Below are 20,771 nucleotides of genomic sequence, written 5' to 3'. Positions count from 1 at the left end.
CCGACCAGCGGCGAGGTGGCGGTCAGGTTCAGATGGTCGGAGATCAGCACCGGATCACCGGGCCGCATGTCCGTACGCAGCCCGCCGGAGCCGTTGGTGAGCACCGTGACGGTGCAGCCGGCGGCGGCGGCAACCCGCACCCCGTGCACCACCGCGGCCACCCCGCGACCCTCATAGAAGTGGGTACGCCCGGAGAAGACCAGGATCCGCTTGCCGCGGTTGCCGTCGGTGCCTTCCAAGGCCAGCGACCGGATGGTGCCGGCGTGCCCGGCGACCACCGGCGGCAGGAAGCCGGGCAGGTCGGTGCTGGCGAACTCCAGGTCGGCGCTGGCGCGTTCGCTCAGCGCGTCGACCGCGGGCAGCCAGCCGGAGCCGAGCACCAGGGCCACATCGTGGCGCTCGGCACCGGTCCGCTCGGCCAGCGCCTGGGCCGCCTCGCGGGCCAGCTGCCGCGGATCGGCCGGCTGCCCGTCGTCCTGGGGTTGGTGGGAGGAATGTCCGGGAGCGGTCACGGAAGAAGAGCCTAGCGGCGCCGGCCGCCGGATCGATCCGGGCATGACCGGGCAGGCTCTCGGCACCGGGCAGGCTCTCGGCACGGGCAGGCTCTCAGCAGAGGCAGCGCGGCGGCGGCTGGTGGTGCGAGAGATAGGCCACGCCCTCGCGCCCCTGCCCTCCGGTTCGCTCTAACATCGCGCTATGACGGCGCCTGGAGCTCACCTCAACCTGGCCGGGAACTTCCCGCCGGCGAGCCGGGAGCAATGGCGGTCGCTGGTCGCCTCGGTGCTCACCAAGTCCGGGGTGCGGTTCTCCGACGGCACCCCCGAGGACGCGCTCTCCTACCGCAACTACGACGGGTTGCTGATCGCCCCGCTGTACACCGCCGACGACCTGCCGGACGGGGTGGGCCTCGAGGCCGCCGGGCTGCCGGGCGAGCCGCCGTTCGTGCGCGGGGCCGCCGCCGAGCGCCCGGCCTGGGACGTCCGGCAGCGGGTGAGCGACCCGCAACCGGCCGCCGCCAACGCGGCGGTGCTCGCCGAGCTTGCCGGTGGCGCGTCCTCGATCTGGCTGCGGCTGGGCTCGTCGGGGGTCGGCGCGCCGGTCGAGTCGCTGGCCGCCGTCCTGGACGGGGTGTACCTGGAACTGGCGCCGGTGGCGCTGGAGGCGGGGGCCGAGACCGAGGCCGCCGCCGAGGCGCTGCTGCGGCTGGCCGGCGATCGCGGCCTGGCCCCGGGCGAGCTGGCCGGCACGCTGGGAGCGGACCCGATCGGGCAGGCCGCGCGTACCGGGACCGCGCCGGAACTGGGCCTGCTCAGCCGGCTGGCCGCCGCGGCCGCCGAGTACCCGCGGCTGCTGCCGGCCACGATCGATGCCAGCGTCTACGCCGAGGCCGGTGGCAGCGACTCCGACGAGCTGGCAATCGGTGTCGCGGTCGGGGTGGCGTACCTGCGGGCCCTGATCGAGGCGGGCCTGAGCATCGAAGCGGCCCTGGCGCAGCTGGAATTCCGGTACGCGGTGAGCGCCGACCAGTGGTCCTCGATGGCCAAGCTGCGGGCCGGCCGCCGGCTCTGGGGCCGGGTGGCCGAGTTGTGCGGCGCCCCGGCGGGCAGCCGCGGCCAGCGCCAGCACGCGGTCACGGCGGCGGCGACGCTGACCCGGCGCGATCCGTGGGTGAACCTGCTGCGGGCGACCGTCGGCTGCTTCGCGGCTGCCGTCGCCGGTGCCGAGGTGATCACCGTGGCGCCGTTCGACTCGGCGGTGGGCCTGCCCGATGACTTCGGACGCCGGATCGCGCGCAACACCCAGTCGATCCTGCATGACGAGTCCGGCCTGGCCCGGGTGCTGGACCCGGGTGGCGGCTCGTGGTACCTGGAGTCGCTGACCGAGCAGCTGGCCGAGGTCGCCTGGGACAAGTTCACCGCGATCGAGCGGGCCGGCGGCGCGGTCGCCGCGCTGCAATCCGGTGCGCTGGCCGGGATGCTGGCCGCCAGCTGGCAACCGCGCCGGGACAACATCGCCCGCCGCCGTGACCCGATCACCGGCGTCAGCGAGTTCGCGATGCCCACCGAGACCCCGCTCAGCCGGCCGCAACCGGCACAGCCGGCCGGCGGGCTGCCGCGAGTGCGCTATGCCGAGCCGTTCGAGGCGCTGCGGGACCGTTCGGACGCCCAGCTGGCTGCCACCGGTGCCCGGCCGCGGGTGTTCCTGGCCGCGTTCGGGCCGGTACCCGCGCACACCGGGCGGCTGGCCTTCGCCCGCAACCTGCTCGCCGCCGGCGGTATCGAGTCCGTGGCCGGCACCGGCGAGCCGGCCGAGCTGGTGGCGGCGTTCCGGGCAGCCGGGACCGGCCTGGCACTGCTGTGCTCCTCCGACGCCGGGTACGCCGAGCAGGCCGGGCCGCTGGCCGCCGATCTGAAGGCCGCCGGCGCCGCGCAGGTCTGGATCGCGGGCCCGCCGGACCTCGCGCGGGGCGGCGTCGACGCCGCGATCTTCACCGGCTGCGACGCGGTCGCCGCCCTGGACTCGATGTATCAGGTCGTGGGGGTTCCGTACGAGGTCGTGGGGGTGCGGTCGTGATTCCGGACTTCGGAAAGCTGTCGCTGGGCCGGCCCGCGTCCGGACCTGCCGGCCGGCCGGCCCCGGCAGCGGGCAGCTGGAGCACCCCCGAGGGCATCGAGGTGGCTCCGCTCTACACCGCCGCCGACCTCACCGAGCTGGACTTCCTCGGCAGCTACCCGGGCATCGCGCCGTACCTGCGCGGGCCCTACCCGACGATGTACGTCACCCAGCCCTGGACGGTCCGGCAGTACGCCGGGTTCTCCACGGCCGCGGACTCCAACGCCTTCTACCGGCGCAACCTGGCCGCCGGCCAGAAGGGCCTGTCGGTCGCCTTCGACCTGCCCACCCACCGCGGCTATGACAGCGACAACCCCCGGGTGATCGGCGACGTCGGGATGGCGGGGGTGGCCATCGACTCGATCTATGACATGCGCGAGCTGCTCAGCGGCATCCCGCTGGAGCGGATGAGCGTGTCGATGACCATGAACGGCGCGGTGCTGCCGGTGCTGGCGCTGTTCGTGGTGGCCGCCGAGGAGCAGGGAGTCGCCCCGGAGCAGCTGACCGGCACCATCCAGAACGACATCCTCAAAGAGTTCATGGTGCGCAACACCTACATCTACCCACCGGTTCCGTCGATGACCATCATCAGCGACATCTTCGCCTTCACCTCGGCACGGATGCCGCGCTTCAACTCCATCTCGATCTCCGGCTACCACATCCAGGAGGCCGGTGCCACAGCTGACCTGGAGCTTGCCTACACCCTGGCCGACGGCGTGGAGTACCTGCGCGCGGGGCTGGCCGTGGGCCTGGACATCGACGCCTTCGCCCCCCGGCTGTCGTTCTTCTGGGGCATCGGCATGAACTTCTTCATGGAGGTGGCCAAGCTGCGCGCGGCCCGGCTGCTGTGGGCCAAGCTGGTCGGTGAGTTCAAGCCGGCGAGCCAGAAGTCGCTGGCGATGCGGGCGCACTGCCAGACCTCGGGCTGGTCGCTGACCGCCCAGGACGTCTTCAACAACGCGGTGCGTACCTGCATCGAGGCGATGGCCGCCACCCAGGGCCACACCCAGTCCCTGCACACCAACGCCCTGGACGAGGCGCTGGCGCTGCCGACCGACTTCTCGGCCCGGATCGCCCGCAACACCCAGCTGATGCTGCAGCAGGAGTCCGGCACCACCAGGGTGATCGACCCGTGGGGTGGCAGCGCCTACGTCGAGAAGCTGACCTACGACCTGGCCCGGCGGGCCTGGGAGCACCTGGAGGAGGTCGAGAAGGCAGGCGGGATGGCTGCCGCGATCGACCAGGGGCTGCCGAAGCTGCGGATCGAGGAGGCTGCCGCCCGCACCCAGGCCCGGATCGACTCCGGTCGCCAGCCGGTCATCGGGGTGAACAAGTACCGGGTGGAGACCGACCAGAACACCGCGGAGAAGATCGACGTCCGGCGAATCGACAACGCCGGCGTGCGGGCCTCGCAGCGGGAGAAGTTGCTGCGGCTGAAGGCAGAACGCGATCCGGCCGCCTGCCGCGAGGCGCTGGCCGCGCTGACCCGGGCGGCGGCCGCGATAGCCGAGGGCAGCCGACCGGCCGGGCTGGAGCAGAATCTGCTGGCGCTGGCGATCGACGCCGCGCGGGCCAAGGCCACGGTCGGTGAGATCTCCGACGCGCTGGAGGTGGTCTTCGGCCGGCACGCCGGGCAGGTCAGGACGATCTCCGGGGTGTACCGCGCGGAGGCCGAACAGGAGGGCAGGGTGGGTCTGATCGAGCAGGCTCGCGCGGCCACCGACCGGTTCGAGGCCGAGCACGGCCGCCGGCCGCGGATCCTGGTCGCGAAGATGGGCCAGGACGGGCACGACCGGGGCCAGAAGGTGATCGCGACGGCGTTCGCCGACCTGGGGTTCGACGTGGATGTCGGGCCGCTGTTCCAGACCCCGGCCGAGGTGGCTCGCCAGGCCGTCGAAGCCGACGTGCACGTGGTGGGCGTGAATTCGCTGGCCGCCGGGCACCTCACGCTGGTGCCGGCCCTGCGCGACGAGCTGGCCGCCCATGGCCGTTCCGACATCCTGATCGTGGTGGGCGGGGTGATCCCGGAGCAGGACTTCCAGGAGCTGCGGGCCGCGGGCGCGGCAGCCATCTTCCCGCCCGGCACCGTGATCACCACAGCTGCGCTGCAGTTGCTCGAGGTGCTCACCGCCCAGCAACCCAGCGCCGGCTGAGCCACGGTGGTGACCGGTTCACCGGCCGCGGCAGGCCCGGCCGACTCGGCCGTGCAGGCGCTGGCTGACGGCGTGCTGGCCGGCGACCGGACCGCGATCGCCCGGGCGATCACCCTGGTCGAGTCCCGCCGGGTGGATCACCGGGAACAGGCCCAGCTGCTGTTGGCCCGGCTGCTGCCGCATACCGGCTCGGCGCAGCGGGTGGGAATCACCGGGGTGCCGGGGGCGGGCAAGTCCACCTTCATCGACACCCTCGGCAGCAACCTGACCGCGGCCGGCCACCGGGTCGCGGTGCTGGCGGTGGACCCGTCCTCGGCGCGCAGCGGCGGCAGCATCCTCGGGGACAAGACCCGGATGACCCGGCTGGCGAGCGACCCGGCTGCCTTCGTCCGGCCCTCACCCAGCTCCGGGACGCTCGGCGGGGTGGCCAAGGCGACCCGGGAGACCCTGCTGGTGATGGAGGCTGCCGGCTTCGACGTGGTGCTGGTGGAGACCGTCGGGGTCGGCCAGTCGGAGTTCGCGGTGGCCGACATGGTCGACACCTTCGTGCTGCTGACGCTGGCCCGTACCGGTGACCAGTTGCAGGGGATGAAGCGCGGCATCCTGGAGCTCGCCGACGTCATCGCCGTCAACAAGGCCGACGGTGATCATCTCGAGGCCTCGCGGCGCGCGGCCCGCGAGCTGTCCGGGGCGCTGCGGTTGCTGCGCGGCGCCGCCGAGGACTGGCAGGCGCCGGTGCTGACCTGCAGCGCACTGCACAACACCGGCCTGGACCAGGTCTGGAAGCACGTGCAGCGCCACCGGGAGACGCTGCTGGCTGACGGCGAGTTCGAGGCCAAGCGGCGTCGCCAGCTGGTGGAGTGGACGAGGTCGATGGTGCGGGATCGGCTGCTGGAGCAGCTGGAGACACCGGCAGCGCGCGGGCTGATCGCCGACGCCGAGCGGGCGGTGCTGGTGGGCGAGCTGACCGCCGACCAGGCGGCCGGGCAGATCCTGGCGGGCCTGGCGGCGCTCCCGGCGAAGGAGGGTTCATGAGGCGACAATGAGGCCATGACCGACATTGAGGTGACCGGCAATGAATTCGTGACGGGCAGTGAGGCGACCGGCAATGAATTCGTGACCGGCGGTGAATTCGTGACCGGCGATGCGAATGCGCGGCTGCGAGCCAGGTTCCTGGGCATGTGCATCGACGCCGTCGACGCCGAGGCGGCGGCCCGGTTCTGGTCGCCCACCCTGGGCCTGGACCTCCGCCGCAAGGGCGGCGAGGTCTGGCTGACCGGGCCCTCGGATGCCCATGCCGTGTGGATCAATCAGGTTCCCGAGGCCAAGACGGTCAAGAACCGGGTGCACCTGGACGTCCACGCCGCCACCCTGGACGAGCTGCAGGCCCGTGGCGCTCGGGTGATCCAGCCCGCCACCGCCGAGCAGGCCTGGACGGTGCTCACCGACCCCGACGGCCAGGAGTTCTGCGCCTTCGTCCGCGAGGAGGTTCCCGACTACCGGCTCTACGAGGTCATCGTCGACTGCGCCGAACCGGAACCGCTGGCGCGCTGGTGGGCCTCGGTGCTCGGTGGCGAACTGGAGGACGACGGCGACGAGTGGGGTGTGAAGGGCATGCCGGGCGTCCCGTTCGAGTACCTGGTGTTCGGGCGGGTGCCCGAGCCGAAGGCGGTGAAGAACCGGGTGCACTGGGACATCGAGATCGCCGACCCGCAACTGCTGGTCGATGCGGGGGCGAGCCTGCTGCGCCCGCGCGGCGGTGACATTCGCTGGCACGTGCTGGCAGACCCGGCCGGCAACGAGTTCTGCGTCTTCACCCCGACTGCCGGTAATGACGGGTCGGCGTCCGGATAAGGTGCCCTTGTGCCCAGCAGCCTTCACGCCCAGTCCCTCGACTGGCTGGGCGGCCATCAGGGTGAGCTGATCGGCTGGCGGCGCCAGCTGCACAGCCATCCCGAGGTGGGCTACGCCGAGCACCGCACCACCGACCTCATCGTCTCGGTGCTCAGCGGTTTCGGGCTGGATCCGATCCGGTTGTCCTTCGGCACCGGAGTGATCTGCGACATCGGCCCCGGCCCGGATTACGTGGCGCTGCGTGCCGACATCGACGCGCTTCCGCTGCCGGACTACAAGACGGTGAGTTACGCCTCGCAGAACGCCGGCGTCTGCCATGCCTGCGGCCACGATGTGCACACCGCGATCCTGCTGGCGGTCGCGGGCTGCCTCGCCCGGGCGGACACGCTCGGCGGGTCGGTCAGGCTGATCTTCCAGCCGGCCGAGGAGCGGCTGCCCGGCGGCGCCGAAGCGGTGGTGAAGGAGGGCGGGCTGAAGGGTGTGGGCGAGATCTTCGCGCTGCACTGCGACCCGAAGCTGGATGTCGGCCAGATCGGCCTGCGGATCGGTCCGATCACCGCCTCGTGCAACCAGCTCGACATCAAGCTGACCGGCCCGGGTGGTCACACCGCGCGGCCGCAACTGACGGTCGACCTGGTGTACGCGCTGGGCAAGCTGATCACCGAGCTACCCGGGCTGCTCTCGCGCCGGATCGATCCGCGCGCCGCCGTGTCGCTCGTCTGGGGTGCGGTCACCGCCGGTTCGGCGGCCAACGCCATACCGACCACCGGGACGTTGCGCGGCACCGTCCGGATGTTGGATGACCGGCTGTGGAACAGCCTGGAGTCGGTGATCACCGACCTGGTCCGGCAGATCGTGGCGCCGACGGGGGTGCAGGTCGAGATCAACTACGACGCGGGCGTGCCGGCCGTGGCCAATGACGGCTCACTGGTCGGTATCCAGACCCGGGCGGCGCTCGCGGCGTTCGGTCCGCAGGCCGTCTCGGAGACGCCCCAGTCGATGGGCGGCGAGGACTTCGCCTGGTACCTGCAGACCATCCCCGGCGCGCTGGCGCGGCTCGGGGTGCGGGGGCCCGGGGCGCCGGTCTATGACCTGCACCAATCGAACTTCGACATCGACGAGGACGCGCTCGCGATCGGCGTCCGGTTCACCACCGCGCTGCTCGACGAGTTCTGGGCCGACGCGGTCGACCCCACCTGAGATGTCCTGGAGACTCGCCAAGTCTGTCAGCAGACGGTGCGACAATGGCCTTTCGTCTCTCGTCTGAACGTGAAAGAGGAACGTGTCTTTAGCCGGAACTACTCGCGTATTGGTCCTTGTCAAAGCGGCACCGCAGCCCTCTCGGCAGTATGGCGATACAGTGTGCGTAGCTGGAGTTAACCTGGATACGCAGCCACCCTCGTGGATCCGACTGTACCCGGTACCTTTTCGATATCTGGCAGGCGATCGACAGTTTAAGAAGTACGACATCATTACTGTCCGGACTCGAGATGCCGGTGCCGACAAGCGTCCAGAGAGTCGCAAGATCGACGCGGACAGTATCAAAATTGGACCCCATCTCGACGGTTGGGCGCGACGAACCGCTTGGGTGGAACCGCTGACTGGTCCGTCAATGTGCGGGTTGATCGACAACACCAAGATTGACCTCAATGCAGCCTCCTTGGGTGCGATACGGCCGGCTGCCACGCCACAGCTGCGATTCAGCGACCATCCTGGCTGGTCGGATGAACAGCTGGCTCGCTTCAACGCGTATCGAGATCAGGGAGACTTGTTTCGGGAAACCCCTCCAACGCTGCTCGACCCACCACCACTTCTCGTGCAGCTCGAATATCAATGCAATGAACGGGACTGTGCCGGTCACATACAACGGATCATCGACTGGGAATTGACCGCACTGCAGCTGAGGTATCGCCATAAATCTACCGCTGAATTAAAATCAGCAATTACCCGTAACTTTATCGACCTTCCGTTCTCCGGTGAGCGGCAACCCCTGATATTTGTTGGCAACCAAGAGAATGTTCAGCGTCGCGCATCTTTCACTGTGCTAGGCCTTTACTATCCACGTAGGTCGGACATCGAACAGTCTGGCCTGCTGTTCTAGATTTCTATCAAGCCTAGTGTCGGTTGGGTTCGCTGAAGCTCAGCGGCGACCAGGTGGCGATGGCACGTGTGGTGGTCGCGTTCGAAGCAGAGCAGTGCGACAACTTCATCGTCTAGTAGCGCACCTACATGGCGTAAGGCCGCTGCCCCCTCGCTGCCCGCCATTAGTTGCTTAAATGTGGCATGACTGCGTGGATCTCCTGCTCGGAACTTGTCACGGTTGTCCTTGGGGTTACCTAGCGCTCGCAGATGCAGGTACCGGATGCCGACACCTTCCAAGGTTTGAGTCAACTTTCGTTTCGAAAGCCCGGGCTTTCGCGAAAGCGGAGTCAGTCTCACATCGACCAGTACGGTGACCGATCGTCCCACCAGCCCGGCTATCAGCTCTTCTACAGAGCGGCCCTCATAACCCAGGCTCACCAGGAGGGATTTGGGCACATGCCTATGATGCCACGGCAAGTGGCTCTTTTACCCCGCCAACGCGAGAGGTCAGCCGCCGATGGAGCGGCAGGGACGTTGCCGCAGCTCGTCGACGTAGTCACCGGGCGCGCCGGCGGACTCCGCGGCTTCGGCGATCAGCCCGAGGTAGCGGGCCGAGGGCAGGCCGCCCTCGTAGCCGTTGAGCACGTAGGTCCAGGCGAGCACGTCGCCGTCCAGGGTGGAGACCCGCAACCGCGACGTCCGGTAGAGGCCGGAGTCGGCGCTCTCCCACTTGTCCAGCGCGACCCGGTCCTGGGACGTGATGTCGTACAAGGCGACGAACACCGCCGCGCCGGGCTCTTCCACCAGGGTGGCCAGCGCGCCTTCCCAACCCAGATCCTCACCGCCGAAGGTCAACCGCCAGTTGGGCAGCCAGCCGGTGCCGGCGAACGGTGAGTGCGGGCACCTGCTATGCATCTGGGACGGGTCCATGTTGGATCCGTAGGCGGCGTAGAGGGGCACGATCAGGGAGCCTACCGACCCGGACACCGGGCTCATCAGCCCCGGGCGGGTGGACCCGGGCCTGATCCGGGACAATGACGCTCGTGAGACGTATCGCGATCATCGGTGGCGGCCCGGCCGGTTATGAGGCCGCCCAGGTCGCGGCCGAACTCGGAGCCGAGGTCACTCTGATCGAGTCCGACGGTGTCGGTGGCGCGTGCGTGCTCTATGACTGCGTACCGTCGAAGACCCTGATCGCGACGTCGGAGAAGGTCACCGCCTTCCGCGACGCCCCCGCGGTCGGGCTATCCTCCTCGGCCACCAGCGAGGTCAGCGTGCAGCTGGCGGTGGTGAACGAGCGGGTGCGCCGGCTGGCCGCCAACCAGTCCGCCGACATCGCGCACCGGTTGAGCCGCCATGGCGTGAAGGTCCTTGCCGGCCGGGCGTGCTTCGCCCCGGACCAGCCGGGCCGGACGTTCGCGGTGGACGTCAGCGGCGCGGGCGAGGAGGTCGACGACCAGGAGGCTGGCGGGGAGAAGGCCGGCCAACCCAGCCAGCGGATCGAGGCCGACGTGGTGCTGCTGGCCACCGGTGGCACGCCCCGGGTGCTGCCCGGTGCCGAGCCCGACGGTGAGCGCATCCTGTCCTGGCGCCAGCTGTATGACCTGACCGAGCTGCCGGCCCACCTGATCGTGGTCGGTTCCGGCGTCACCGGCGCCGAATTCGCCTCCGGGTACAGCGAGATGGGCGTTCCGGTCACCCTGGTCTCCAGCCGCGAGAAGGTGCTGCCGGGGGAGGACCCGGAGGCCGCCGACGTCATCGAGAAGGTGTTCACGCAGCGCGGCGGCACCCTGATCAAGCAGGCCCGGGCCGCCTCGGTCTCCCGGCTCGGCGACGGCGTCGAGGTCCGGCTGGTGGACGGGCGCACCGTCACCGGATCGCACGCCTTGATGTGCGTCGGCTCGGTGCCCAACACCGCGGGTCTGGGCCTGGAGCACGTCGGGGTGGCCACCGACGACTCCGGTTTCATCGAGGTCGACCGGGTCTCGCGCACCCAGGTGCCGGGGATCTATGCCGCCGGTGACTGCACCGGGGTGCTGCTGCTGGCCTCGGTCGCCGCCATGCAGGGCCGGGTGGCGATGTGGCACGCCCTCGGTGAGGCGGTCCAGCCGTTGCGGCTCAAGACCGTGGCCGCGAACGTGTTCACCCATCCCGAGATCGCCACGGTCGGCATCGGCCATGCGGCGGTCACCTCCGGAGCGGTGCCGGCGCGCACCATCACGCTGCCGCTGAGCGGCAATGCCCGCGCCAAGATGCAGGGCGTCACCGAAGGCTTCGTCAAGATCTACTGCCGGCCGGCGTCCGGTGTGGTGATCGGTGGCTCGGTGGTGGCGTCACAGGCGTCGGAGCTGATCCATTCGATCGCGGTAGCCGTCCAGCTGGGGCTGACCGTCAACGAGCTGGCAGCCACCTTCACGATCTACCCGTCGATCTCGGGCTCGGTCACCGAGGCGGCTCGCCAGCTGATGCACCACGACGACCTGGACTGACGACGACCTGACTGACGACGACCTGACTGACGAGAACCTGACTGACGACGACCTGACTGACGACAACCGGAGAGAACGAGGAACCGGAAGGCTGCAGATGGACATCTCACCGGAACAGATCGAGAAATCCCGCCGGACGATCCGGGCCGCCGCGGTGTTCGCCGAGAACTCCGAGGTGATCGTGGCGCACGTGGCGGAGTTGCCCGAGGACCACGTGGTGGTCGCCGTGGTCACCGAGGACTACCTGTTCAACGGTGTGCATCACGTGGCACGCACCGAGCTGGTCGAGCGGGTGCCGGCGTTGGAAGGGGAGAACGGCTGGGCGATGGTGTTCTCCGAGGGCGCCGACGACGCCCACGTCGGCTCGCGCACCACCGAGATGATCGCGCTGGCCGAGAAGCGGATCGAGATGATTTCGCGGATCAACGCCCGCCGGCGCGCCTGAGTCCCAGCGCGCCTGAGTCCCAGCGCGCCTGAGTCCCAGTGGGCCTGAATCCCCGTGTGTCAGTCCGGGTCCGGGCCGGAAGGTGGCAGCATCCCGTGCTGGCGCAGCCGCCGGTCGCGCAACTCCTCGCCGTAGGCGAAGCCCACGAACAGCGGCCCGATCACCACGAACAGCGCGGCGTAGATCCGGATCTCCAGCCGGCCGGGCAGCAACAGCAGCACGGTGACCGGGACGACCGCGAACAGCATGATCCGGCCGGCCTCCCGCAGCCGCCAGTCCGGACCGGTCAGGTCGGCGAACACCCAGTCGTGGTAACGCTCGGGCAACCGGCCGCCGAGGGCGTAACCGAGCCACCGCAGCGCGCCGGGGTGCCCGCCGGGCTGCTCAGCGGGCGTCATCACCGTTCCAGTCTGCCGCTATCGTTCCCGAGGTGGATACCGCCTTCTTCACCGAGCTGAGGACCGAGGTCGGCGGCGCCGGAGCACGCACCGAGCTGAGCGGCACGGTGGACAGCGCGGTGGCCTGCGGTGGCCCGTGGTCACCCGAGCTGCAGCACGGCGGGCCACCGAGCGCGCTGCTGGTCGGGGTGGCCGAGCAACTTGCCGCCGCTGCCGCCGGGCGCACCGACCTGATGACGGCCCGGGTCGCGGCCGAGTTCCTGGCACCGGTTCCGGTTGCCCCGCTCGAGCTGTCGGCCCGGGTGTTGCGGCTGGCCCGCACCGCCGTGCTGATCTCCGCCGAGCTGACCACCGAAGGCCGGGCCTGCCTGCAGGCGCGGGTCTGGTTGATGGCCGAGAGCAGCGCTCCGCCGGTGCCGCGGCCCAGCCCCCAAGGCGGCCCGTCGGACGAGCCCGGGACGGTCCTCGCTGAGGATCCGTCCGCGCTCCCGGACTTCGGCATGGACGGCTTTCCCTACGCCGAGCACCTGGAGTGGCGGACGGTCTCCGGCAAGGCGCGCCGGCCGGGTCCGGCGTCCGTCTGGGCTCGGGCCCGGGTGCCGCTGGTGGCCGGTGAGCGGCCGTCGACCCTGCAGCGGCTGGCGCTGATGGCCGATTCGGCCAGCGGTGTCTCCTCGGTGCTGGACTGGGACGACTGGTCGTTCGCCAACGTCGACCTCGACGTGCACCTGATGCGCCAGAGCCAGGACGACTGGGTGTTGATGGAGGCCACCAGCCAGGTCGGAGCCGGGTTGGGGCTGGCCCGCTCCTCCCTGTCCGACCGGGCCGGACTGCTCGGCGGGGGCTTGCAGACGCTGCTGATCCGCAGTCGCCGCGACTAGCGCTGCCTGGGTTCAGCCCGATCATTGGCCGCCGAGCCGGGCGACCCGCCGTACCTCACTCTGCGGTGCGGCCAACGACCAGTAGGTCGCGGCCAGCGATCAGTAGGTCGGCCAGCGGTCAGTAGTACGGCCAACGACCAGTAGGTCGCGGCCAGCGGTCAGTAGTGCGGCCAACGATCAGTAGTACGACCAGCTGTCAGCGGTCAGGGGTGACCCAGCGCACACCACCCCGGGGAATGGCGCACTGGGGAGACTAGTTGTGACAGCAATAGTTGAAATCTCAAACACTTGGAGTCCTGATGACACTCGCCACCACGACGATCCCCGGTTACCTGGCCGGCACCTGGTCGATCGATCCCACCCACTCCGACATCTCGTTCTCGGTCCGGCACATGATGGTCAGCAAGGTGAAGGGCCGCTTCGGCTCGTTCTCGGGCACCATCGTCACCGGCGCCACCCCCGCCCAGTCCTCGGTGACCGCGGAGATCGACCTGAACTCGATCGACACCAACAACGCCCAGCGGGACAACCACATCCGCTCCGCCGACTTCTTCGAGGTCGAGAAGTACCCGACCATGACCTTCCGCTCCACCTCGGTCGACTCCGATGGCGAGGACTACCTGGTGACCGGTGACCTCAACCTGAAGGGCATCACCAAGAGCGTCACCCTCAAGCTCGAACTCAACGGCATCGGCCCGGACGCCTACGGTGGCACCCGCGCCGGCTTCTCGGCCAGCACCGAGATCAGCCGCAAGGAGTTCGGCGTCGACATCGACATGCCGATGGACGGTGGCGGCGTGGTCATCGGCGACAAGATCAGCATCGCCCTGGAGATCGAGGCCGTGCTCGACGCTGCCTGAGCAGCGCCTGAACACACACGGTGAGCCGGTGCACGGGGGGACCGGCTCGCCGCGTGTTCTAGTCCTTGATCTCGCAGATCACCGCACCGGAGCTGACCACCGCGCCCGCCTGGGCAGCGAGCCCCGTGACGGTGCCGGCCTTGTGGGCGTTGATCGGCTGCTCCATCTTCATGGCTTCGAGCACCACCACCAGATCACCGGCGGCCACCGTGTCACCATCGCCGACCGCGACCTTGACGATGGTGCCCTGCATGGGTGCGGTCAGGGCATCACCGGACGCCGCGGCACCGGCCCGCTTGGCCGCCGAGCGCTTGGGCGCCTTCTTCACCGCGCCGGTCCCGCCGCTGGTACCGCCGGCCGCCGCGCCGAAGCCCGCCGGCAGCGTGACCTCCAACCGCTTGCCGTTGACCTCCACCACCACCCGGTCCCGCTCGCCGGCCTCCGGCTCAGCGGGGGCCGCGGCGGCGAAGGCCGGGATCTGGTTGTCGAACTCGGTCTCGATCCACCGGGTGAAGACGGTGAACTGCGCGCCGTCGGCCGGGGCGAAGGCCGGATCGCGCACCACCGCACGGTGGAACGGCAGCGCGGTGGCCATGCCGTTCACCACGTACTCCTCCAGCGCTCTGCGTGACCTGGCCAGCGCCTCGTCCCGGGTCTCGCCCCAGACGATGAGCTTGGCCAGCAGCGAGTCGAAGGCGCCACCGATCACCGAGTTGCCCTCGATGCCGGAGTCGACCCGGACGCCGGGACCGGCGGGCTCCCGGTAGGTGGTCACCATGCCCGGTGCCGGCAGGAACCCCCGCCCGGGGTCCTCGCCGTTGATCCGGAACTCGATGGCGTGCCCGTGCGGCACCGGGTCCTCGGTCCAGCGCAGCGGCTCGCCGTCGGCGATCCGGAACTGCTCGCGGACCAGGTCCAGACCGGTGGTCTCCTCAGAGACCGGGTGCTCGACCTGCAGCCGGGTGTTGACCTCCAGGAAGCTGATCACGCCGTCGTTGCCGACCAGGTACTCCACGGTTCCGGCGCCGGTGTAGTTCGCCTCCCGGCAGATCGCCTTGGCCGAGGCGTGGATGCGCTCGCGCTGCTCGCCGGACAGGAACGGCGCCGGGGCCTCCTCGACCAGCTTCTGGTTGCGCCGTTGCAGCGAGCAGTCGCGGGTGCCGACCACGATCACGTTGCCGTGGGTGTCGGCCAGCACCTGCGCCTCGACATGCCGGGACCGCTCCAGGTAACGCTCGACGAAGCACTCGCCGCGGCCGAACGCGCTCACCGCCTCGCGCACCGCGCTGGCATACAGCTCCGGGATCTCCTCCAGCGTGCGGGCGATCTTGAGCCCCCGGCCGCCGCCGCCGAAGGCGGCCTTGATGGCCACCGGCAGCCCGTGCTCGGAGGCGAAGGCCACCACCTCCTCGGGGCCGCTCACCGGATCCTTGGTGCCGGGCACCAGCGGCGCGCCGGCCCGCAGCGCGATGTGCCGGGCGGTGACCTTGTCGCCGAGGTCACGGATCGCCTGCGGCGACGGCCCGATCCAGGTCAGGCCGGCATCGAGCACCGCCTGGGCGAAGTCGGCGTTCTCGCTGAGGAAGCCATAACCCGGGTGCACGGCGTCCGCGCCGGACTTCAGGGCCGCGTCGATCACCTTGTCGATCACCAGGTAGGACTCGGCCGGGGTGCTGCCGCCCAGCGCGAACGCCTCGTCGGCCATCCGGGCGTGCAAGGCGTCGCGATCCGGGTCGGCGTAGACCGCCACCGAGCTCAGGCCCGCGTCCTTGGCGGCCCGGATGACCCGGACGGCGATCTCGCCGCGGTTGGCGATGAGCACCTTGCGCATGCGTATGCCTCCTGACTGCGGCCGGGCATCGCTGGCGTGCCATCTCGGGGGCGCGCGATTCCGGCGGGTGTGCTGCGAAGGCTACCTACCCTCCGTGCGGCCGCCGTCCGAAATGGTCGCCGAAGCCGTTCCAGCCTCGTCGGCCAGCTGTCGCCGCGACTGCGTTCCGTTCGAGTTTTTACTTATCCACAAAGGCCTATCTCGATTGATACCAAGCACCTGACACGCTATAGTCGATAGTATGTTCGACACCATGTCCGCCGAGTTCGCGACCTGGCTGGCGGACGTGCCGGAGCCGGACTGGAGCGAGCACCCGGTGTACTCGGCGATGGTTCCTGCCGTCGAGCGGTTGGCCGAGTTGCTGGAGCTGGCTCCGTCCGCGCGGCCGACGGGTGAGCTGGCCCGGATGGACGCCCGGTCGTTGCCGGCGGGCTCTCGGATCGACCTGTTGGCGGCCCTGCAGGAACAGAAGAACTGGATCGAGGCGGTCCAGGCCCGGGTGCTGGCCGAGATCGCCGCCGCCGACTCGACCAGCCTGCAGCTGTCCCACGAAGCGGTGTCGCTGGCACTGCGGGTGCCGGTGCCGGCCGCCCAGGCGAAACTGCAGACCGGCCGGACGCTGGTGCGGGAATTGCCGAAGACGTTGCGGCTGCTGGGCACCGGCGCGATCTCGGGCCGGCATGCCGAGGTGATCACCGAGGCCGCCTGGAGACTCGACCCGAGCATGGTGGGCGCTTTGGAGGACGCGGTGACCGGGCGCGCCGCGGAGCAGACGGTCCCTCAATTGCGGCAGGCGGTGAGGCGGGCAGCGCTGGCGCTGGATCCGGCAACGGGCGAGCAACGGCACCAACGCGCGTTGGCCGACCGCAAGGTCGGCTTCCAGCCGGCCGATGACGGGATGGTGCAGCTGCCGGTGCTGGTGGGTGCGCCGCAGGGACAGCTGATCTTCACCCGGCTCACCGCCGCGGCCAGATTGCTGCCGCCGCAGGACGTCCGCACGATGGATCAGAAGCGCGCGGACCTGCTGGTCGACGCGGTGCTGAGCGGGCTGCCGCAGGACGCGCTGCCCGAGCTGCAGGGACGGCGTCCCGCCATCCAGGTAGTCGTCTCGGCAGACACCCTGCTCGGTCTGGACGACGAGCCGGGCGACCTGGCCGGCTACGGACCGATCACCGCCGAGACCGCGCGCCGGCTGGCCGCCGATGCCTCCGGCACCTGGCGCAGGCTGCTCACCGAGCCGGATACCGGGCAGCTACTCGACATCTCCCAGAACAGCTACCGGCCGTCCCAGCGATTGCGGGACTTCGTGGCCGCGCGGGACAGCGTGTGCGGCTTTCCGACCTGCTCCCAGCCGGCTTACCGCTGCGAGTACGAGCACATCACGCCGTACGGCCGGGGTGGCCAGACCTGCCGGTGCAACGGGGCGCTGGCCTGCAAGCGGCACAACCTGTGCAAGATCGACACCGGTTGGGCCTACCGATACCACCACGACGGGTCCTTCACCTGGACCGACGACACCGGGCACAGCTACCGCGGTCACCCACCGAAACGGTGGGGTCGGGCAGAACCCTGCGCACCACCGCCACGGCCCACCCTGCACGAGGTCCACGCCCGTGAGGACCGAGCCTTCGCCGGGTTGCGCGCCCACTGGGACCGGGAGCTGAGCCGTGCGCGGGCCGCCGGCGATCCGTCGCGGATCAGCACTGCGGTCAAGGCGATCTCGGCAGCGAACCAGCAGCGTGGTCGGCAGCTCGATCACCGGGCGGATCCGAGCCGGCCACCGTTCTGACCGGCGTCCGCGTCAGGACAGCTGAGCGAGCCGGTCCCGGCACTGCTGGGCGACCTCGCCGACCTCGGCCATGATCCGTTCGAGGTCGCGCTGCCGGGCCGTCAGATCAGTGGTGATCTCATCCAGCCGGGCAAGCAGGGTCTCCAGCTGGCGGCGTTCGGAGCTGGCCGCCCCGTCGTACATGTCGACGATCTCGCGGATCTCCGACAGCGACATCCCGAAGCGCTTGCCGCGCAGGATCAGCCGCAGCCTGGTCCGGTCGCGGTGGTCATAGACCCGCGCCGATCCCGCCCTCGCCGGGGCGATCAGGCCTTCGGCCTCGTAGAAGCGCAGCGTCCGGGTGGTGATGCCGAGCTCGTCGGCGAGCTCGCCGACGGTCCAGCTCCGCTCGGCCGGGCCGGCCGGTGCTGCCGGGGTCGTCCCGCCCTGCGCTGTGGCTTCCGCTGTCGGGGTCATGGCGTTATAGTGCTTAACGTTGACGTAAACGTCAACATGTCGATGTCGACTCAGTCTCGAGCCGTTCGACCGGTGCCACCAGCAGCCGGGACGGCTCGTCCAGCACCGGGAGTGGCCATGTCCTTCGAGTTGTCAGCAGACCACGAAGTGTTCCGCAAGGTCGTGCGCGACTTCGCCGAGTCCGAGGTCGCCCCGCACGTGGCGAAGTGGGACCGCGAGCACTACTTCCCGGTCGAGCTGATCCCGAAGATGGGTGAGCTGGGGCTGTTCGGCCTGGTGGTACCCGAGGAGTACGGCGGCGCGGGCGCTGACTTCACGTCGCTGTGCGTGGCCATCGAGGAACTGGGCCGGGTGGACCAGTCCATCGGGATCACGCTCTCAGCCGGCGTGGGCCTGGGCATCAACCCGATCCTGAGCTTCGGCAACGACGAGCAGAAGCAGCGCTGGCTGCCCGACCTGGTGGCCGGGCGCGCCCTGGCCGGCTTCGGCCTGACCGAACCGGAGGCAGGCTCGGACGCCGGCGCCACCCGCACCCGGGCGGAACTGGTGGACGGCAATTGGGTGGTCAACGGCGCCAAGGCGTTCATCACCAACTCCGGTACCTCGATCACCTCGCTGGTCACTGTGACCGCCCGCACCGGCACCGTCGACGGCAAGCCGGAGATCTCGGCGATCCTGATTCCCAGCGGCACGCCGGGCTTCGAGGTGCAGCCGGCCTACGACAAGCTCGGCTGGCGGATCTCCGACACCCACGGGCTGGTCTTCGACGACTGCCGGGTGCCCGAGGCCAACCTGATCGGGCGGCGCGGAACCGGCTTCAAGCAGTTCCTGGCCATCCTCGACGACGGGCGGATCGCCATCTCCGCGTTGGCGGTCGGGCTCGCCCAGGCCTGCCTGGACGAGTCGCTGCGCTACGCCCAGCAGCGCCACACCTTCGGCAAGCCGATCGGCGCGCGGCAGGCCGTCGCCTTCGCGATCAGTGATCTGGCGGTCGCCGTCGAGGCGGCCCGGACCCTGACCTACAAGGCCGCCTGGCTCAAGGACGCCGGCCGCTCGGCCAAGGAGGTCAAGCAGGCGGCCGCGATCGCCAAGCTGTTCTCCAGCGAGGCCGCGGTCACGGCCACCCGGGTCGCGACCCAGGTGTTCGGCGGCTACGGCTTCATGGAGGAGTACCCGGTGGCCCGGTTCTACCGCGACGCCAAGATCCTGGAGATCGGTGAGGGCACCTCCGAGGTGCAGCGGATGGTCATCGCCCGGGCGCTCGGCCTGCCCGTCGAATGAGGGAGCATCGCAGCGAGCGCAGCGAGCGAGGAGCGGACCGAATGAGCGATGAGCGCTCGCGCGAGGAGCAATCCGAATGAGTGATGCCGACAAGGTCGCCGCGGCCCGCCAGGCAACCCTGGCCCCGCACGCCAAGGCCGCGGCAAAGCTCGCCGAGGCGCACAAGCTCTACGTCCGGGACCGGATCGCGCTGCTGTTCGACGAGGGCTCCTTCGTCGAGGACGCGCAGCTGGCCAACGCCACCGCCCCCGGGCTGCCGGCGGACGGGGTGGTCACCGGCCAGGGGCTCATCGAGGGCCGGCCGGCGCTGGTGGGGGCCAACGACCCGACCGTCAAGGCCGGCTCGTGGGGCGCCCGGACGGTGGAGAAGATCATCCGGATCACCGAGCGGGCCCTGGTCGAGGAGCTGCCGATCTTCTGGCTGATCGACTCGGCCGGAGCCCGGATCACCGATCAGGTGGCGCTGTTCCCCGGCCGCCGCGGGGCGGGGCGGATCTTTCACAACCAGGTGGCGCTGTCGGGCAAGGTGCCCCAGATCTGCTGCCTGTTCGGCCCGTCCGCTGCCGGCGGCGCCTACATCCCGGCGTTCTGCGACATCGTGATCATGGTCGAGGCCAACGCCTCGATGTACCTCGGCTCGCCCCGGATGGCGGAGATGGTGGTCGGGGAGAAGGTCAGCCTGCAGGAGATGGGCGGTGCGCGGATGCATGCCACCGTCTCCGGCTGCGGTGACAACCTGGCCACCGACGACGCCGATGCCATCGAGCAGGCCAAGCTGTTCTTCTCCTACCTGCCGCTGAACTGGCGGCTGCCCGCGCCGCACTACGCCGCCGAGCCGCCCGTGGTGGAGCTGGCCGACGACGTGGTGCCGGTCGCCGAGTCGATGCCTTTCGACATGCACGAGGTGATCGACGGCCTGATCGACGCCGACTCGTTCTTCGAGGTCAAGCCCGAGTTCGCCGCCGAGCTGATCACCGGGCTGGCCCGGATCGACGGCCGCCCGGTGGGCGTGGTGGCCAATAACTCCGCAGTAAAGGGTGGGGTGCTGTTCGGTGACTCGGCGGACAAGGCCGCCCGGTTCATCTGGCTCTGCGATGCCTTCAACGTCGGCCTGCTCTACCTCGCCGACGTGCCCGGGTTCATGATCGGCTCCGAGGTGGAGCGCCAAGGCATCATCCGGCACGGCGCCAAGATGATCACCGCCGTCTCCGAGGCCAACGTGCCACAGCTGTCGGTGCTGGTCCGCAAGGCCTACGGCGCCGGCCTCTATGCGATGGACGGGCCGGGCTTCATGCCGGACGCCTGCATCGCGCTGCCGACCGCCCGGGTCGCGGTGATGGGGCCGGAAGCGGCGGTGAACGCGGTCTATGCCAACAAGATCGCCGAGATCGCCGATCCGGAGGAGCAAGCCGCGTTCGTCAAGGCCAAGCGGGAGGAGTACGAGGAGGACGTCGACCTGCTGCGGCTGGCCGCCGACCTGGTGATCGACGTGATCATCAACCCGTCCGAGCTGCGGGCCGAGCTGGTCCAGCGGTTCGCGGCCCTGGCCGGCAAGGCCCGGCCGCTGGCCGACAAGCGGCACGGGGTGCCACCGGTCTGAACGGCCGCCTGGGGCGTCGCTGAGCCGTCGGTGCTTCTG

General features: G+C 70.0%; 18 protein-coding genes and 1 pseudogene. 13 read left to right on the top strand and 6 right to left on the bottom strand.

Going from position 1 to position 20,771, the window contains the following annotated elements; translation table 11 throughout:
• A pseudogene (locus tag VF542_RS06460) lies at positions 1 to 512 on the bottom strand (hypothetical protein); the annotation flags it as partial.
• 184 nt (positions 513 to 696) lie between these two features.
• Between VF542_RS06460 and VF542_RS06455 the strand changes: the two are divergent.
• The 6 genes from VF542_RS06455 (at position 697) to VF542_RS06430 (ending at position 8,721) form a co-directional block, all read left to right on the top strand.
• Positions 697 to 2,574, top strand: coding sequence for a methylmalonyl-CoA mutase family protein (locus VF542_RS06455; RefSeq protein ID WP_408650875.1), 1,878 nt, complete (start codon positions 697 to 699; stop codon positions 2,572 to 2,574).
• The gene (gene scpA, locus VF542_RS06450; protein ID WP_408650874.1) at positions 2,571 to 4,766 is read left to right on the top strand and encodes a methylmalonyl-CoA mutase; all 2,196 of its coding nucleotides are present in this window, start codon (positions 2,571 to 2,573) and stop codon (positions 4,764 to 4,766) included. The genes VF542_RS06455 and scpA overlap by 4 nt, the downstream gene beginning before the upstream one ends.
• A gap of 9 nt (positions 4,767 to 4,775) precedes the next feature.
• Positions 4,776 to 5,801 carry a methylmalonyl Co-A mutase-associated GTPase MeaB gene (gene meaB, locus VF542_RS06445; RefSeq protein WP_408650873.1) on the top strand — a complete coding sequence of 342 codons (1,026 nt, stop codon included), beginning with the start codon at positions 4,776 to 4,778 and terminating at the stop codon, positions 5,799 to 5,801.
• A 15-nt stretch (positions 5,802 to 5,816) separates the two neighbouring features.
• Positions 5,817 to 6,620, top strand: a complete 804-nt coding sequence (locus VF542_RS06440) for a VOC family protein (RefSeq protein ID WP_408650872.1) — start codon at positions 5,817 to 5,819, stop codon at positions 6,618 to 6,620.
• A 9-nt stretch (positions 6,621 to 6,629) separates the two neighbouring features.
• Complete coding sequence (locus tag VF542_RS06435) at positions 6,630 to 7,820, top strand: amidohydrolase (RefSeq protein WP_408650871.1); 1,191 nt, start codon at positions 6,630 to 6,632, stop codon at positions 7,818 to 7,820.
• Between the two features lie 421 nt (positions 7,821 to 8,241).
• Positions 8,242 to 8,721, top strand: coding sequence for a hypothetical protein (locus tag VF542_RS06430; protein WP_408650870.1), 480 nt, complete (start codon positions 8,242 to 8,244; stop codon positions 8,719 to 8,721).
• Here VF542_RS06430 and VF542_RS06425 read toward each other — a convergent pair.
• Positions 8,718 to 9,059 carry a DUF488 family protein gene (locus VF542_RS06425; RefSeq protein WP_408650878.1) on the bottom strand — a complete coding sequence of 114 codons (342 nt, stop codon included), beginning with the start codon at positions 9,057 to 9,059 and terminating at the stop codon, positions 8,718 to 8,720. The genes VF542_RS06430 and VF542_RS06425 overlap by 4 nt on opposite strands.
• 150 nt (positions 9,060 to 9,209) lie before the next feature.
• Complete coding sequence (locus VF542_RS06420) at positions 9,210 to 9,662, bottom strand: gamma-glutamylcyclotransferase (RefSeq protein ID WP_408650869.1); 453 nt, start codon at positions 9,660 to 9,662, stop codon at positions 9,210 to 9,212.
• Between the two features lie 83 nt (positions 9,663 to 9,745).
• Between VF542_RS06420 and VF542_RS06415 the strand changes: the two genes are divergently transcribed.
• A complete protein-coding gene (locus tag VF542_RS06415) occupies positions 9,746 to 11,191 on the top strand; it encodes an NAD(P)H-quinone dehydrogenase (RefSeq protein ID WP_408650868.1) in 1,446 nt (481 codons plus the stop codon).
• Positions 11,192 to 11,288: 97 nt separating this feature from the next.
• Positions 11,289 to 11,636, top strand: coding sequence for a hypothetical protein (locus VF542_RS06410; protein ID WP_408650867.1), 348 nt, complete (start codon positions 11,289 to 11,291; stop codon positions 11,634 to 11,636).
• Between the two features lie 59 nt (positions 11,637 to 11,695).
• Here the strand turns inward: VF542_RS06410 and VF542_RS06405 are convergent, their stop codons facing one another.
• Positions 11,696 to 12,034: a DUF5313 family protein gene (locus VF542_RS06405; RefSeq protein ID WP_408650877.1), complete on the bottom strand. Its 339-nt coding sequence runs from the start codon at positions 12,032 to 12,034 to the stop codon at positions 11,696 to 11,698.
• Positions 12,035 to 12,066: 32 nt separating this feature from the next.
• Between VF542_RS06405 and VF542_RS06400 the strand changes: the two genes are divergently transcribed.
• Positions 12,067 to 12,915 (top strand): thioesterase family protein, encoded by an 849-nt coding sequence (locus VF542_RS06400; RefSeq protein WP_408650866.1) that lies wholly within the window; start codon positions 12,067 to 12,069, stop codon positions 12,913 to 12,915.
• Between the two features lie 299 nt (positions 12,916 to 13,214).
• Entirely contained in the window at positions 13,215 to 13,775 is a 561-nt protein-coding gene (locus VF542_RS06395; protein WP_408650865.1) for a YceI family protein, read from the top strand.
• 58 nt (positions 13,776 to 13,833) lie between these two features.
• Here the strand turns inward: VF542_RS06395 and VF542_RS06390 are convergent, their stop codons facing one another.
• On the bottom strand, positions 13,834 to 15,606 hold the full coding sequence (locus tag VF542_RS06390; protein ID WP_408650864.1) for an acetyl/propionyl/methylcrotonyl-CoA carboxylase subunit alpha: 1,773 nt from the start codon (positions 15,604 to 15,606) through the stop codon (positions 13,834 to 13,836).
• A gap of 241 nt (positions 15,607 to 15,847) precedes the next feature.
• Here VF542_RS06390 and VF542_RS06385 point away from each other — a divergent pair, with 241 nt between their 5' ends.
• Positions 15,848 to 17,395: an HNH endonuclease signature motif containing protein gene (locus tag VF542_RS06385; RefSeq protein ID WP_408650863.1), complete on the top strand. Its 1,548-nt coding sequence runs from the start codon at positions 15,848 to 15,850 to the stop codon at positions 17,393 to 17,395.
• Between the two features lie 12 nt (positions 17,396 to 17,407).
• On the opposite strand, the gene VF542_RS06380 is transcribed toward VF542_RS06385, so the two are convergent.
• On the bottom strand, positions 17,408 to 17,851 hold the full coding sequence (locus VF542_RS06380; RefSeq protein WP_408650862.1) for a MerR family transcriptional regulator: 444 nt from the start codon (positions 17,849 to 17,851) through the stop codon (positions 17,408 to 17,410).
• A gap of 117 nt (positions 17,852 to 17,968) precedes the next feature.
• Here VF542_RS06380 and VF542_RS06375 point away from each other — a divergent pair, with 117 nt between their 5' ends.
• Positions 17,969 to 19,132: an acyl-CoA dehydrogenase family protein gene (locus VF542_RS06375; RefSeq protein ID WP_408650861.1), complete on the top strand. Its 1,164-nt coding sequence runs from the start codon at positions 17,969 to 17,971 to the stop codon at positions 19,130 to 19,132.
• Positions 19,133 to 19,208: 76 nt separating this feature from the next.
• Positions 19,209 to 20,732 carry an acyl-CoA carboxylase subunit beta gene (locus VF542_RS06370; RefSeq protein ID WP_408650860.1) on the top strand — a complete coding sequence of 508 codons (1,524 nt, stop codon included), beginning with the start codon at positions 19,209 to 19,211 and terminating at the stop codon, positions 20,730 to 20,732.
• Positions 20,733 to 20,771 lie beyond the last annotated feature (39 nt).

This window comes from Jatrophihabitans sp., from assembly GCF_036389215.1.
GTDB lineage: Bacteria > Actinomycetota > Actinomycetes > Mycobacteriales > Jatrophihabitantaceae > Jatrophihabitans_A.
Note: the sequence above shows the minus strand (reverse complement) of the source record. Positions and strands in the feature narration are given on the sequence as shown.

Bases quoted from the DNA above. Each gene is read 5' to 3' on its own strand.
- VF542_RS06455 (WP_408650875.1), top strand. From the start codon at position 697: ATGACGGCGCCTGGAGCTCACCTCAACCTGGCCGGGAACTTCCCGCCG.
- VF542_RS06395 (WP_408650865.1), top strand. From the start codon at position 13,215: ATGACACTCGCCACCACGACGATCCCCGGTTACCTGGCCGGCACCTGG.
- VF542_RS06405 (WP_408650877.1), bottom strand. From the start codon at position 12,034: ATGACGCCCGCTGAGCAGCCCGGCGGGCACCCCGGCGCGCTGCGGTGG.
- VF542_RS06385 (WP_408650863.1), top strand. From the start codon at position 15,848: ATGTTCGACACCATGTCCGCCGAGTTCGCGACCTGGCTGGCGGACGTG.
- VF542_RS06370 (WP_408650860.1), top strand. From the start codon at position 19,209: ATGAGTGATGCCGACAAGGTCGCCGCGGCCCGCCAGGCAACCCTGGCC.
- VF542_RS06380 (WP_408650862.1), bottom strand. From the start codon at position 17,851: ATGACCCCGACAGCGGAAGCCACAGCGCAGGGCGGGACGACCCCGGCA.
- VF542_RS06410 (WP_408650867.1), top strand. From the start codon at position 11,289: ATGGACATCTCACCGGAACAGATCGAGAAATCCCGCCGGACGATCCGG.
- VF542_RS06440 (WP_408650872.1), top strand. From the start codon at position 5,817: ATGACCGACATTGAGGTGACCGGCAATGAATTCGTGACGGGCAGTGAG.
- VF542_RS06390 (WP_408650864.1), bottom strand. From the start codon at position 15,606: ATGCGCAAGGTGCTCATCGCCAACCGCGGCGAGATCGCCGTCCGGGTC.
- VF542_RS06375 (WP_408650861.1), top strand. From the start codon at position 17,969: ATGTCCTTCGAGTTGTCAGCAGACCACGAAGTGTTCCGCAAGGTCGTG.